Below are 14,025 nucleotides of genomic sequence, written 5' to 3'. Positions count from 1 at the left end.
CACATCGTGGTGCCTTGCCCTACGTTCTTAGAGCTGACCGCCGACGAAGACGGTGAGGTCGACGAGACGGTTGGAGTAGCCCCACTCGTTGTCGTACCAGCCGACGACCTTGACCTGCGTACCGTCCTGAACCATGGTCAGGGAGGAGTCGAAGGTGCAGGACGCGGGCCAGTTCACGATGTCGGAAGAGACGATCGCGTCCTCGGTGTAGTCGAGGATGCCCTTGAGCTGCCCCTCCGAAGCCTTCTGGAAGGCCGCGTTGATCTCTTCCACCGTGGTCTCGCGGGAGAGCTCCAGCACCAGGTCGGTCACCGAGCCGGTCGGGACGGGGACGCGCATGGCGATGCCGTCCAGCTTGCCCTTGAGCTGCGGGAGGACCAGCGCGGTCGCCTTCGCGGCACCGGTGGAGGTCGGGATGATGTTCTCGGCGGCGGCGCGGGCGCGACGCAGGTCCGAGTGCGGGAAGTCCAGGATGCGCTGGTCGTTCGTGTACGCGTGGACCGTCGTCATCATGCCCTTGACGATGCCGAAGTTCTCGTCGAGGACCTTGGCCATCGGCGCCACACAGTTGGTGGTGCAGGAGGCGTTGGAGATGACGTGGTGGTTGGCCGCGTCGTACTTGTCGTGGTTGACGCCCATCACGATGGTGATGTCCTCGTCCTTGGCCGGAGCCGAGATGAGGACCTTCTTCGCGCCCGCCGCGATGTGCTTGGCGGCGTCGGCCTTCTTCGTGAAGATGCCGGTCGACTCGATGACGATGTCGGCGCCCAGCTCACCCCAGGGGAGGTTGGCGGGGTCACGCTCTGCGAAGGTCTTGAAGGTCTGACCACCGACGGTGATGCTGTCGTCGGTGTGGGAGACGTCGGCCTTGAGGCGGCCCAGGATGGTGTCGTACTTGAGCAGATGCACCAGGGTCGCGTTGTCAGTCAGGTCGTTGACACCGACGATCTCGATGTCCGCTCCCTGCTCCAGGAGCGCCCGGAAATAGTTACGGCCAATTCGGCCAAAACCGTTGATGCCTACGCGGATCGTCACGAACCGATCTCCTCGTTGGTGCGCCGGTAAGAGCGCCGGCGAGCTGTATGGGATGTCCCCGACCGCTTACGACCCTACCTCTCCGTGAGCTTTTGGGTGACATCGGTCGGGGCCTGACACTCCCCCTACTTCCCGGGGGTACTCCCGCGAGGGTCCCGTTCCGGACACTCCGGAACGGGACCTTCGAACTTCGGCCCCCGTCACTCAGGGTGAGTGACGACCGGGGCTCGGATCAGCGGTGCAGTGTGCGCAGTGCCTTACCGATGAGTAGGGCACGGTCCGCCGCGGCGGGCATGTGCTCCAGGCCGAAGCCCAGCAACACCGTGTCACGCGTGGTCACCGCAGCGTAGGACTTGAACAGTTCCCCGGACCGGGCCCATTCACCCGGAACCTCGGGGCTTCCGGCCGGCGCGGCCTGCGCCGTCCAGGCTCCGAGGGACGTCTCGAATCCCTCTACGGGCTGGTCCGCGCCCTTGACGGAGAGACGGGCCTCGTCCGCGAAGACGCCGCGGCCGCCCGACCCCGGGTCGGTGATGGAGGAGAGCGAGAGCTCAACGGTCTTGCCGGCGTAGGCGCTCAGGTCGAAGGAGACCTGCTTCCAGCCGCCGGAGGAACCGGTGAAGCTGTTCCACTTGCCGCTGGTGCCCTGCGGGGTGCAGCCGGCGGCGTCGAGCGTGAGGTAGCGGCGCAGGAACGGGTGTCCGTTGACGAAGAACCCGGCGGCGCACTCCTCGGGGACGGCGGAGCTGCTCAGGCCGCCCGCGTCCGGCAGGGTGGTCCAGTCGTCGCCGCCGGCGGTCCGGGCCTCCAGTGCGGCGTGGTCGTAGCCCTCCTCGACGTTCCAGTTGAGCGCCAGCTTCAGCTGCGGCTGGTCGGCCGCGGTGACCCCGGTGAGGTCGATCGTACGGACGAGGCGCTTCCAGTCGTCGTCGGCGTGCAGGGCCGCTGCCATGCCGGCGCCGGCGTAGGGGGCGTACGGGTTCACCACTCCGGTGAAGGCTCCCGCCTGAGCGCTCTTGAACTGCGGGAACTGTGCGGGCGCCAGGGTCTCGGAGGTCACGGTGTACCCGCCGGGGGCGTTCAGCGGGTTGCCCGCGGCGTCCCCGACGTTGCCCCGGGCGCCGTTCAGTGCGCCGGCGCCGGCGAAGCCGGTGGCTCCGGCGGTGCTCGTCCGGCTGTACGCACCGAGCCAGTACTGGCTGAAGTCGTTGGTCACGGCGCGGCCGACCTGGGCGTTGCCGCCCGCCAGCTCGCCGGCCTCGATCAACTTGCCGCCCTCGTTCAGGAAGTCGCGCACCGCCAACTGGGTTTCGCCGCCGGGGGTCTTGGCCCCCGTGTAGTGGACGGCCGTGCCGAAGTGGGACAGGACGCCGAGGTGGTGCGGGGCGCCCTGGACGGCGACGTCCCAGACCGCCGCGGACCTGCCGTTCGCGCGCAGGGCGTCGACGTAGGACTGGGCGTGCTGGGCCTTGGCCCCCTCTTCCGCGATCACCAGGACGTCCGCGCGCGGCCGCTCGGCCACCGTGTACGTGAAGTGCTCGCTGGAGACCTGCTTGCCGGAGCGGTCGCGGCCGGTGAACCAGACCTCGACCTTGTCGCCGGGCTTCGCGCCGTCGACCTCGGCGCGGTACTCGTCGAACCAGTTGTTGTCGTCGCCGCCGTAGACCTCGCCGCCCTTCCAGGGCCTCAGGTCCTCGTCGTGCGTGCGGCCGCCGTTGATCCGGAAGTTGAGTTCCTTGTCCTTCAGCGCCTTGCGGGCGGTGACGGAGACCCTCTGGTCCTCGCCGCGGGCGACGTAGGAGGTGGCGAAGGCGTCCACGGTGAAGTCGGCGGCGGTCAGGCCGAGCGAGGACTTCGGCCGGTCCGGGGTCGCGGCGCTCTCGCCGACGGAGAGGGCGAAGGGGACGTTCTTGGCGAACTCCGCCTGGATGAGCTTCTCGTCGTCCGGGAAGTTGAAGCCGGAGGCGCAGTCCTCGGGCTTCCACTGGTCGTTCGGGTCGCTCGCCGAGGCGGTCTGGCAGGTGGTCATCTCCGGCGTGAACATCATGATGCCGTTGACGTTGGAGGCGTGGCCGTCGGCCTCGCCGTTGGTGGTGTAGAGCTCGGAGGAGACCTGCGGGTAGTAGCCCGGGACGGCAGGGTTCTCCGGGGTGCCGGCGAGCGCCTCGTAGGCGACGTCGTCGGGGGTGGGGGTGGCGACCTGCCAGCCCACGCCGTAGAGGATCAGTTCGGCGGCGGAGTGGTAGTTGACGGCGTACTCGAAGCCGATGCGCTTCTCGAAGCGGTCGAGGGCGACGGTCTCGGGCTCGGAAGAGGCGCTCGGGCCGCGGTAGGTCTCGCTCGCCTGGTTCGGCGAGGAGCCCTCGTTGTCGTAGCCCCACTTGAAGGCGAAGTTCCGGTTGAGGTCGACCCCGTCGCCGGGGCCGGTCTTCCCGTCGCCGTTGTTGTCGCGCAGGTTCTTGCGCCACAGCCGCTGGCCGTCGGCCGCGTGCGTGTAGTCGTACCCGTCCGGGTTGGCGGAGAGCAGGAACCACAGCTCGCTGGAGTCCACCAGCTTGGTGATGCGCGGGTCCTTGCCGTAGTGGTCGAGGGTGTGGTGCATCAGCCGCCGGGTCATCTCGGGGGTGATCCACTCACGGGCGTGCTGGTTGGACATGTAGAGGACCGACGGCTTGTCACCGTCCTTGGTCTTCTTGGCGTTCTTGCTGACCTTCAGGGCGAGGATGTCCTTGCCCTGGACGGTCTTGCCGATGGAGACGACCTTGGTGAGCCCCGGGTTCTCCTGCGCGGTCCGCAGGATCTCCTCCTGGAGGCCGCCCTTGCCGCTGTACGGGCGGAACACCCCGTCCCCGGCGGCCTCGGCACGGGCCAGGCCCTGGGCGGGGACCTTGCGCTCGGCCAGCTTGACGCCCTGGGCCGCGAGTTCCTTGGCCTGCCCGCCGCTGAGGAAGAGCTCGACGTGGGCGGTACCGGTCTCCGGGGCCCGCTCGGTGAGCTCGTGCGCGTCCTGCCCCGCGGCGAGGACCAGCGGGACCTGCTCCCGGGTGATGTCGGCGTCGTAGACCCGTACCTCGTCGGCGCCGGATGCGGCGCCGGGTCCCGGCTGGGCCTGGGCCGCGGCGGGTAGCACGGCGAGCGTGGTTCCGAAGACGAGTGCGCTTGCGGCGAGGATCGATCTCGCGCGGTGACTCATGTGCCCCCCTGGGCGTCGTCTGCCACGAAAGCGTTCGGACGCCAGACTCAAGACCGGCCCATGCTCATGTCAATGGGGCGTGCGGCAAAGGGGCCCGCACGAGTGATCGCACGGGCCCCTTCAGCCGTACGGGACGACCTAGGAGGGTGTCTTGCCGATCAGGCCGGGCTCGCGGGCCTGATCGGCAAGACACCCCCTAACCGGCCATGTTGTCGGCCATCTCCTCGCTGAGGTCGAGGTTCGACTCGGTGCCCGGGACGCCGAGGTCCTGGGCCCGCTTGTCGGCCATCGCCAGCAGGCGGCGGATCCGGCCGGCGACCGCGTCCTTGGTCAGCGGCGGGTCGGCGAGCGCGCCCAGTTCCTCCAGGGAGGCCTGCTTGTGCTCCATGCGCAGCCGGCCCGCCGCGGCCAGGTGCTCGGGGACCTCCTCGCCGAGGATCTCCAGTGCGCGCTGCACGCGGGCTCCGGCGGCCACCGCGGCCCGCGCCGAGCGGCGCAGGTTGGCGTCGTCGAAGTTCGCCAGGCGGTTGGCGGTGGCGCGCACTTCGCGCCGCATCCGCCGCTCCTCCCAGGCCAGGACCGACTCGTGCGCGCCGAGCCGGGTCAGCAGCGCCCCGATCGCGTCGCCGTCGCGGACCACGACCCGGTCCACTCCGCGCACCTCGCGCGCCTTGGCGGCGATGGACAGCCTGCGGGCGGCGCCCACCAGGGCCAGGGCGGCCTCCGGGCCGGGGCAGGTGACCTCCAGGGAGGAGGACCGGCCCGGCTCGGTGAGCGAGCCGTGGGCCAGGAAGGCGCCGCGCCAGGCCGCCTCCGCGTCGCAGGTGGCCCCGGAGACCACCTGCGGGGGCAGACCCCGGATGGGGCGTCCGCGGCCGTCCACGAGGCCCGTCTGGCGTGCCAGCTGGTCGCCGCCGGCCACGACGCGGACGACGTAGCGGCTACCGCGGCGCAGTCCGCCGGGGGCCATCACCACGAGGTCCGAGGAATGGCCGAAGATCTCCAGGATGTCCTTGCGCAGGCGTCTGGCGGCGATGCCCGTGTCCAGCTCCGCCTCGATGACGATGCGGCCGCTCACCAGGTGCAGCCCGCCCGCGAACCGAAGGATCGCCGAGACCTCCGCCTTCCTGCAGCAGGTCCGGGTGACGGGCAGGCGGGAGATCTCATCCTTCACCGCAGGCGTCATCGCCATGGGCCGATCCTTCCATGCATCCGAAAAATACGGTCGTACGCGGCGGCCAGCAGCTCCGGGTCGTGCTTCGGAGAGCCGTCCTGCCTGGCCACGGGCGCCAGCTCGACCGCGGCACCGAACCGTTTCGCGGCATCGGCGAGGGACTCGCGGTCGGGCACGGCGGCCTCGTCGGCCAGCACCACGTCCAGGGCGAGTTTAGGGGCGTGTCGGGCCAAAACCTCCAAATGACGCTGCGGAGAGAAGCCCTCTGTTTCGCCGGGCTGCGGCGCGAGGTTCAGCGAGAGGACCCGCCGGGCCTTCGTCTCCATCAGCGCGTCCAGCAGTTCCGGCACCAGCAGGTGCGGAATGACCGAGGAGAACCAGGACCCCGGACCGAGCACCACCCAGTCGGCGTCCAGGACCGCGGCCACGGCCTCGGGCACGGCCGGCGGGTCGCTCGGCACCACCTGTACGGAGAGCACCTCGCCCGGGGTCAGCGCCACCGTGGCCTGCCCGCGGACGGTGTCCACGTCCTCGGGGCGGGCCGGGTCGTGCCCCCGGACCAGGGCTTGCAGCTCCAGCGGCACCGCCGACATCGGCAGGACGCGGCCGTGCGCCCCGAGCAGCTTGCCGACCAGGTCGAGGGCCTGGACGGGGTCGCCGAGCTGTTCCCACAGGGCGACGATCAGCAGGTTGCCGACCGCGTGCCCGTGCAGATCGCCCTCGGACTGGAAGCGGTGCTGGATGACCCGGGCCCAGGTCTGGCCCCAGTCGTCGTCGCCGCACAGCGCGGCCAGGGCCTTGCGCAGGTCGCCGGGCGGGAGCACGTCGAGCTCCTCCCGGAGCCGGCCGCTGGAACCGCCGTCGTCGGCCACGGTGACCACGGCCGTGAGGTCACCGGTGATCCGGCGCAGCGCGGCGAGGGAGGCCGACAGGCCCTGGCCGCCGCCGAGCGCCACCACCTTGGGCGTGGCGCCGCGCCGGCGGCCGGAACGGCCGGAACGGCCCGCGCCGTCCTCGCCCCGGCCCGGGGTGAGGCGGCGCAGGCGGCTCAGCCGCGGGGTCCGAGCAGTCACTCGCGCCCCATGTCCCGGTGGACTACGACGGTCTCGACTCCCTCGGAGGCGAGGCGGGCGGCGAGCTTCTCGGACATGGCCACGCTGCGGTGCTTGCCGCCCGTGCAGCCGACGGCGATGGTCACGTACCGCTTGCCCTCGCGGCGGTAGCCGGTGGCGATGAGCTGGAGCAGCTCGGTGTACCGGTCGAGGAACTCCTTGGCGCCGGGCTGGCTGAAGACGTACCCCGACACCTCCTCGTTGAGCCCGGTGAAGGGGCGCAGCTCCGGGACCCAGTGCGGGTTGGGGATGAAGCGGCAGTCGACGACGAGGTCGGCGTCGACGGGGAGGCCGTACTTGTAGCCGAAGGACATGACGGTGGCCCGCAGCTCGGGCTCCTCGTCCCCGGCGAACTGGGCGTCCATCTTCGCGCGCAGCTCGTGCACGTTCAGGCTGGAGGTGTCGATCACCAGGTCGGCGTCGCCGCGCAGCTCGCGCAGCAGGTCGCGCTCGGCGGCGATGCCGTCGGTGATGCGCCCGTCGCCCTGGAGCGGGTGCGGGCGGCGGACCGACTCGAAGCGGCGGACCAGCGCGTCGTCGGAGGACTCCAGGAAGACGATGCGGCGGGTGACGCCCTTGCTGTCGAGGTCGGCGAGGGACTCGCGCAGGGCGTCGAAGAACTGGCGGCCGCGGACGTCGACGACGACCGCGATGCGCGCCACGTTGCCCTGGGAGCGGGCGCCGAGCTCGACCATGGTCGGGATCAGGGCCGGCGGGAGGTTGTCGACGACGAACCAGCCGAGGTCCTCCAGACACTTCGCCGCCGTACTGCGGCCGGCCCCGGACATGCCGGAGATGATCACCAGCTCGGGGATGGCCGCCTCGGCGGTCTCGCCGGGCTCCACTGTCGTGCCCGTACTCACCTGTGCTCCGTCTCGGTCGTGCGCGGTCTCGTGCTCGGTCATTGCTCGGTCCCCCGTTCGGACGATGCTCCCGCGGGCGCGGGGGTCTCATCCTCAATGATCTCTCCTGTGGCCGTATTGACGGCAGGACCAGCGGGAACCGCCTGGGCGAGGGCCGCGGCCACGGTCTCGGCCGTCTTCCGACCTATGCCCGGGACCTCGCAGATCTGGTCGATTGTCGCCTGTTTCAGCTTCTTCACCGAACCGAAGTGCTTGACCAGGGCCTGCTTGCGGCTCTCGCCGAGTCCGGGCACCTCGTCCAGCGGGCCGGATTTCAGGCGCTTGCCGCGCTTGCTGCGCTGGTACTGGATGGCGAACCGGTGGGCTTCGTCACGTACCCGCTGGAGCAGGTAGAGGCCCTCGCTGGTGCGCGGCAGCACGACCGGGTCGTCCTCTCCGGGCAGCCAGACCTCCTCCAGCCGCTTGGCCAGGCCGCACACGGCGACGTCGTCGATCCCGAGCTCCTCCAGGGCCCGCTTGGCGGCGGCGACCTGCGGCTGCCCGCCGTCGACCACGACGAGCTGGGGCGGGTACGCGAACCGCTTGGGCCGCCCGTCGTCCTCGGGCAGCGCGCCCTCGCCCTCCTCCGCATCCCACTCGCCGGTCTTCAGCTTCTCCTGGAGGTAGCGGCGGAAGCGGCGGGAGACCACCTCGTGCATGGAGCGGACGTCGTCCTGCCCCAGATGCGATTTGATCTGGAAGCGCCGGTACTCGCTCTTGCGGGCCAGCCCGTCCTCGAAGACGACCATCGACGCGACGACGTCGTCACCCTGGAGGTGGGAGATGTCGAAGCACTCGATGCGCAGCGGGGCGCTGTCGAGCTCCAGTGCCTCGGCGATCTCCTCCAGGGCCCGGGAACGGGTGGTGAGGTCGCTGGCGCGCTTGGTCTTGTGCAGGGCGAGGGACTGGAGCGCGTTGCGGTGGACGGTCTCCATCAGGGCCTTCTTGTCGCCGCGCTGCGGTATCCGCAGGCTGACCTGGGACCCCCGGCGTTCGGCGAGCCACTGGTTCAGTGTCGGCGTGTCCTCGGGGAGGGCCGGCACCAGCACCTCCTTGGGCACGGCCTCGCCCTTCTCCTCGCCGTACAGCTGCTGGAGGGCGTGCTCGACGAGCCCGGCCGTGTCGACGGCCTCGACCTTGTCGGTGACCCAGCCGCGCTGGCCGCGGACGCGGCCGCCGCGGACGTGGAAGATCTGCACCGCGGCTTCGAGCTCGTCCTCGGCCACGGCGATCAGGTCGGCGTCGGTGGCGTCGGCGAGCACCACGGCGTTCTTCTCCATCGCCCGGCGCAGCGCCCCGATGTCGTCGCGCAACCGGGCGGCCTTCTCGTACTCCATCTCCTCCGCTGCCGCGTGCATCTCCTGCTCCAGCCGGGAGAGGTAGGTGCCGGTGCGGCCGGCCATGAAGTCGCAGAAGTCCTCGGCCAGTTCGCGGTGCTCCTCGGGGGTGACCTTGCCGACGCAGGGGGCGGAGCACTTGCCGATGTAGCCGAGCAGGCAGGGGCGGCCGATCTGGGCGGAGCGCTTGAACACGCCCGCCGAGCAGGTCCGCACCGGGAACACCCGGAGCATCAGGTCGACGGTCTCGCGGATCGCCCAGGCGTGCCCGTACGGACCGAAGTAGCGCACGCCCTTCTTCTTGGGCCCGCGCATGACCTGGACCCGCGGGTACTCCTCGCCCAGGGTGACGGCGAGGGAGGGGTAGCTCTTGTCGTCCCGGTACTTGACGTTGAACCGGGGGTCGAACTCCTTGATCCAGGAGTACTCCAGCTGGAGCGCCTCGACCTCGGTGGACACCACGGTCCACTCGACGGAGGCGGCCGTGGTCACCATGGTGGCGGTACGGGGGTGCAGGCCGGCGATGTCCTGGAAGTAGCTGGCCAGGCGCTGGCGCAGGCTCTTGGCCTTCCCTACGTAGATCACCCGGCGGTGCTCGTCGCGGAACTTGTAGACCCCGGGGGAGTCCGGGATCTGCCCCGGCTCGGGGCGGTAGCTGGAAGGGTCGGCCATGCCAACCACCCTACTTGCGCGCACCGACAACGAACCGTAAGCCTCCGGGCAGGAAATCCAGCCCGGCCAGGGGGCACCGCCCAGCGGTAGCTGGGGGAGCTTGAGGCGCGGGGTCCGGGGCGGAGCCCCGGGAAACGGCGAAAGGGCGGGGCGGGGAGAGCCGCCCGCAGGGCCCGGCCGCCGGCCGTAGCCGGACCCTGCGGGGTGCGGGGGCTACCCCGCTGCTACGGCCCGGCGCCGCCGCAGGGCGAGCAGGACACCGCCCCCGCCCAGCGCGAGCGCCCCGGCGACCGCCGCGACCGGAGCCCCGGCGTCCCCGGCCGCGGCCCGGGCCCCGGCTTCGGCGTAGCCGCCCGCCCCGCCCCGCGCGGCGTAGGCGGAGCCGGGGAGCTTGTCCCCGTAGGCGGCAGTCACGCGGGCCCGGTACCCGTCCACGCTGACGCCCCCGGCGCCGACGGCCCGCACGGCGTCCTCGTCCAGCGGCAGCACCCTGCCGTCCCCGGCCACGTACCAGGCGTCGATCTGCGGCTCCCGGAAGACCGTCCCCCCGGGGAGTTTCGCGGCGCCCAGCTGCGCGTAGCGGAACTCGTCGTCGCCGGTGGCGATGTTCACCACCTGCCAGCCGGCCTCCGTCCGCGCGGTCCACAGCGCGGCCTGCTGCCCGTCGGAGGAGACGGCCTTGCTGGCGAGGAATTCCAGGCGGGCGACGGGTGCGCCCGCTCTGCCCGCGACGAACTCCGGGGAGAGGTGGTTGACCGGTATCGCCTCTCCCTCGATCCGGGGCTGCGCGGCCGTGGCAGAGACCTTGCCGTCGCGGGCGAAGAAGCGGGAGAGGGTGGCCAGGGCATCAGGGGCGGTGGCCGCCCGCGCGGCGGCGGCCTTGTTCTCGGCGGTGGCGGTCCGGGGCTGCGGCACCGGGCCCCCGGGTGCCGCGGTGGCCTGCTGGGCGAGGCCGAGGAGGGCGGTGGCGGCGAGGACCGCGGCTGCAGCGGCGGTGGCGGTGGCGGTGGCGCGCAGGGTCATGGCGCTCACGCCCCGATCCGGTAGAGGGAGTGGGTCCAGGAGAAGGTGCTGTTGTTCACGTACCAGGCGTGCGAGGCCCAGTTGTAGCGGTCGCTGGAGGGCCAGGGGTCGCCCCAGTAGACCCAGCTGCTCGCGGTGTCGTAGCCGTAGACGACGTGCATGTGACCGCCGCCGTTCGACCACTGGATGCGGGTCTCGATCGGCCGGTCGGCGTTGATCTCGGTCTGGACCGTGGAGTACTGGAGCCAGCCGTTGACGTACGAGCCGGGGTTGATGCCGGCCCAGCGCAGTCCGGTCTGGACGTTGCCCAGGGTGGCCTGGTTGTTGGGGCATTCGCTGCCTTGCTGGCGGCCCAGGGCGGCGTTGCAGAACTGGTTCTGGCTGTAGTTCCGGCCGAACCAGGTGGCGATGGTGTTGCCGCCGGCGGCCCAGCACCAGTTGGTCTTCGCCTGGGCCTGCATGGTGATGTTCAGGCGCTTGGCGGCGAGGGCGGAATCGGTGCCGACCTCGGCAGCGGCGGCGGTGCCGGCGCCGAGGGGCAGGGTGAACAGCGCAGCAGTGAGCACGGCGGTGAAGCAGGCGGCTGGGGAATGCCGCCGGTTTCGGTTGCGCATCGCGTTCCTCCCGGTGTGGGGTGTGGGGGTGGAGGAGCGCGTCCGGACGCTGTTCAGGAGCATCAGGGAGTTGTCGCGATCAGGTCAACACGCTTCAATACGCGATGACATTGCTGTGTGAACGGTGGGGCTGCGGTGTGAACGGTTGCTGCCGTGTCACCTGGTCCCCCGGAGCCCCCGCCGCGAGACCCCGCGCCGGCCCGTGTGAACGTTCACGAAGGAGTCGCCGTGCGACCGACCGAGGACACGACGGAACTCGGCCAGTTGCTGCGCGGCGGCCCCTTCCACCTCGCCCTGCGCGCCGCCCTCGCCGCGCGCGGCCTGCCCCTGCACCGGGTCCAGCACCGGCTCGCGACCCAGGGCATCAAGGTCGGTGTCACCAGCCTCAGTTACTGGCAGCAGGGCGCGCGGCGGCCGCGTCACCCGGAGTCGCTGCGGGCGGTCAGCGCCCTGGAGCGGATCCTGGAGCTGCCCGACGGGGCCCTCCTGCGCCTGCTGGCCGCCCAGGATCCCGGGCCCGGGTCCGCGCGCCCGCCCACCCGCTCGTACCGGGCCCTGTTCAGCTTGGGCGGGACGGTGGAGCAGTTGCTGGACGGGATGGACCTTCCGCCGGACGGCGGGCTGCACTCGGTCGGCCACCACGAACGGGTCCGCATCGGACCGGCGGGTGAGCTACGGGTCCGCGAGTCGCAGCAGATCGTCCGGGCGCACCGCGACGGCGTCGACCGCTACCTGGCCGTCCACCACGGCGACCCCGGCTGCGACGTGTCCCGGATGCGCGTGACGGCGTACGAGAACTGCCGCACGGGCCGGGTGCGGTGCCATCCCGAGTCCGGGGTGGTGGTCGCCGAGCTGCTCTTCGACGCGCGGCTGCGGCGCGGGGACACCCACGTCTTCGGCTACGGGGTCGAGGACGGCACCGGCGCCCGCAGCGGCGAGTACGTGCGCGGGTTCAGCTACGCCGGCGGCCAGTACATGCTCCAGGTCAGCTTTGACGAGGCGGCCCTGCCGGTGCGCTGCCGACGTTTCGCCCGGGGCGGGCCCCAGGCCCCGCGCACCGGCCTCGTGGACCTGACGCCCAGCGGCCGGCACCGGGCGGTCCACCTGGTAGAGCAGTCGGTGCGGCGCGGGATCCTCGGGATCGCCTGGGACTGGGACTGAGGTCCGAGTGCGATCGCAGGTCCGGTCGCGGGTCCGGTCGCGAGTCCGGTCGCGGGCGCGGGTCAGCCCGCGACGAGCTTGCCGTTCTCGGCCCGGACCGGGACGGCGGGCAGCGGGGCGGCGGCCGGACCGCGCAGGACCTGGCCGGTCTTCACGTCGAAGCGGCTGCCGTGGCAGGGGCAGTTCCCCTCACCCTCGACGATCTTGTCCAGGACGCAGCCGGCGTGCGTGCACTGGGCGCTGAAGGCCTTGTACTGGCCCTCTGCCGGGCAGCTGACGATCAGCTTGTTCTCCCGGTACAGCTTCGCGCCGCCCACCGGGACATCGGCCGCGGCGCCCAGGTCCACCGGCGCGGTGGGCGTGGCGGGGGTGTTGCCGCCGCTGTTGGTTTCGGTGGAGCAGGCCGCGAGGGTCGCTCCGGCGCCCGCGGCCCCGGCGAGCGCGGCGGCGCCCTTGAGGACGGTACGGCGGGCGGGCGACTGCGGCGCGGGCATGCGGTTCTCCTGAGGTGCGGGCGCGGAGGAAGGGTGCGGGGCGGGGCGCGGGCCGGAACCCGGCCGGGGCACCGGCCCACCCGACGATACCTCCGTCGCATGAGGTAGCTTCCCCCGCGTGATCGTCGTCGGCGGAGAAGCCCTTATCGACCTGGTGCCCGTGGCGCAGCCGCCCGGGGCGCTGCTGCCCCGGCCGGGCGGCGGACCGTACAACACCGCACTCGCGCTCGGGCGGCTCGGCGCCGAGGTCGCCTTCTGCTCCCGGGTCTCCTCGGACGGCTTCGGGGAGGGCCTGCTGGCCGGGCTGCGGGCCGCCGGGGTGGACCTGTCGCTGGTCCAGCGCGGACCGGAGCCGACCACGCTCGCCGTGCCCTCGCTGGCCCCGGACGGCTCGGCCTCGTACGGCTTCTACGTCGAGGGCACGGCGGACCGGCTCTTCGCGCTGCCGCCCGCCCTCCCGGACGGGGTACGGGCCCTCGCGCTCGGCACCTGCTCGCTGGTCCTGGAACCGGGCGCGAGCGCGTACGAGGCCTTGCTGCGCCGGGAGTCGCGGCGCGGGGTGCTGACCCTGCTGGACCCGAACATCCGGCCGGCGCTGATCGCGGACCCGGCGGCGTACCGCGCCCGCTTCCTGGAGCGGCTGCTGCCGCACACGGGCGTCCTCAAACTGTCGGAGGAGGACGCGGCCTGGCTGGGCGGTCGGGTCGAGGACTGGCTGGCGGCCGGACCGTCGGCGGTGGTGCTGACCCGGGGTGCGGCGGGCCTGACGGCCTGGACGCGGGAGGGCGGAAAGTACTCGGCGGTGGCCCGCCCGGTGGCGGTGGTGGACACGATCGGTGCGGGCGACACCGTCAACGCCGCCCTGCTGCACCGGCTCGCCGCCCGGCCGGGCGGCCCGGTGGACTGGCCGGAGGTCCTGGCCCACGCCGCCCACGCGGCGGCCCTGACCTGCACGCGGGCGGGCGCGGAGCCCCCGTACGCGACGGAGCTCGGCGAATAGCCGCCCAGACGGTGCGGGCCACGGCCGGGACGAACTCCTCGACGGGCTGGACCCCGCGGGCCCCGGAGAAGTGCAGGAAGAAGGCCCGCTGGAAGCAGGCGCCGAGCAGCAGGGCCGCGGCGGCCCGCGGATCGGCACCGGGCCGCAGCCGTCCGGCGTCGAGCTCGCGCCCCAGCCGGCCGGCCAGCGCGTCGAGGACCAGGTGCGGTCCGGCCCCGATCTCCTGGACGCCCTCGCGACGGCGGGTGAGCAGGGCGGGCCCGGCGAAGAGCGAGGCGGCCATGGGCATGGCGTCGGCGTAGAAGAGC

At 72.1% G+C, this 14,025-nt stretch carries 11 protein-coding genes; 2 read left to right on the top strand and 9 right to left on the bottom strand.

Going from position 1 to position 14,025, the window contains the following annotated elements; all coding sequences use genetic code 11:
* Positions 1 to 27 precede the first annotated feature (27 nt).
* The 8 genes from gap to OG594_RS11695 form a co-directional block, all read right to left on the bottom strand.
* Positions 28 to 1,035: a type I glyceraldehyde-3-phosphate dehydrogenase gene (gap, locus tag OG594_RS11730; RefSeq protein ID WP_189973787.1), complete on the bottom strand. Its 1,008-nt coding sequence runs from the start codon at positions 1,033 to 1,035 to the stop codon at positions 28 to 30.
* Positions 1,036 to 1,267: 232 nt separating this feature from the next.
* Positions 1,268 to 4,228: a M14 family metallopeptidase gene (locus OG594_RS11725; protein WP_266597927.1), complete on the bottom strand. Its 2,961-nt coding sequence runs from the start codon at positions 4,226 to 4,228 to the stop codon at positions 1,268 to 1,270.
* 196 nt (positions 4,229 to 4,424) lie between these two features.
* A complete protein-coding gene (gene whiA / locus OG594_RS11720) occupies positions 4,425 to 5,420 on the bottom strand; it encodes a DNA-binding protein WhiA (protein ID WP_266597925.1) in 996 nt (331 codons plus the stop codon).
* Positions 5,411 to 6,475: a uridine diphosphate-N-acetylglucosamine-binding protein YvcK gene (yvcK, locus tag OG594_RS11715; RefSeq protein WP_266597909.1), complete on the bottom strand. Its 1,065-nt coding sequence runs from the start codon at positions 6,473 to 6,475 to the stop codon at positions 5,411 to 5,413. Before yvcK ends, whiA begins: the two co-directional genes overlap by 10 nt.
* Complete coding sequence (gene rapZ / locus OG594_RS11710) at positions 6,472 to 7,419, bottom strand: RNase adapter RapZ (protein ID WP_030009073.1); 948 nt, start codon at positions 7,417 to 7,419, stop codon at positions 6,472 to 6,474. Before rapZ ends, yvcK begins: the two co-directional genes overlap by 4 nt.
* Complete coding sequence (gene uvrC / locus OG594_RS11705) at positions 7,416 to 9,425, bottom strand: excinuclease ABC subunit UvrC (RefSeq protein ID WP_266597907.1); 2,010 nt, start codon at positions 9,423 to 9,425, stop codon at positions 7,416 to 7,418. Before uvrC ends, rapZ begins: the two co-directional genes overlap by 4 nt.
* A 213-nt stretch (positions 9,426 to 9,638) precedes the next feature.
* Positions 9,639 to 10,448, bottom strand: a complete 810-nt coding sequence (locus tag OG594_RS11700) for an LPXTG cell wall anchor domain-containing protein (RefSeq protein WP_266602826.1) — start codon at positions 10,446 to 10,448, stop codon at positions 9,639 to 9,641.
* Between the two features lie 5 nt (positions 10,449 to 10,453).
* Positions 10,454 to 11,062 carry a papain-like cysteine protease family protein gene (locus tag OG594_RS11695; RefSeq protein WP_266597906.1) on the bottom strand — a complete coding sequence of 203 codons (609 nt, stop codon included), beginning with the start codon at positions 11,060 to 11,062 and terminating at the stop codon, positions 10,454 to 10,456.
* Between the two features lie 228 nt (positions 11,063 to 11,290).
* Between OG594_RS11695 and OG594_RS11690 the strand changes: the two genes are divergently transcribed.
* On the top strand, positions 11,291 to 12,223 hold the full coding sequence (locus OG594_RS11690) for a hypothetical protein (RefSeq protein WP_266597905.1): 933 nt from the start codon (positions 11,291 to 11,293) through the stop codon (positions 12,221 to 12,223).
* Between the two features lie 62 nt (positions 12,224 to 12,285).
* Here the strand turns inward: OG594_RS11690 and OG594_RS11685 are convergent, their stop codons facing one another.
* Positions 12,286 to 12,717, bottom strand: coding sequence for a Rieske (2Fe-2S) protein (locus OG594_RS11685; protein WP_266597903.1), 432 nt, complete (start codon positions 12,715 to 12,717; stop codon positions 12,286 to 12,288).
* Positions 12,718 to 12,835: 118 nt separating this feature from the next.
* Between OG594_RS11685 and OG594_RS11680 the strand changes: the two genes are divergently transcribed.
* Positions 12,836 to 13,717: a carbohydrate kinase gene (locus tag OG594_RS11680; RefSeq protein ID WP_266597901.1), complete on the top strand. Its 882-nt coding sequence runs from the start codon at positions 12,836 to 12,838 to the stop codon at positions 13,715 to 13,717.
* Positions 13,718 to 14,025: the final 308 nt, after the last annotated feature.

This window comes from Streptomyces sp. NBC_01214, from assembly GCF_026340975.1.
In the GTDB taxonomy this organism is placed as follows: Bacteria; Actinomycetota; Actinomycetes; order Streptomycetales; family Streptomycetaceae; genus Streptomyces.
This window is presented reverse-complemented; position numbering and strand designations above follow the sequence as displayed.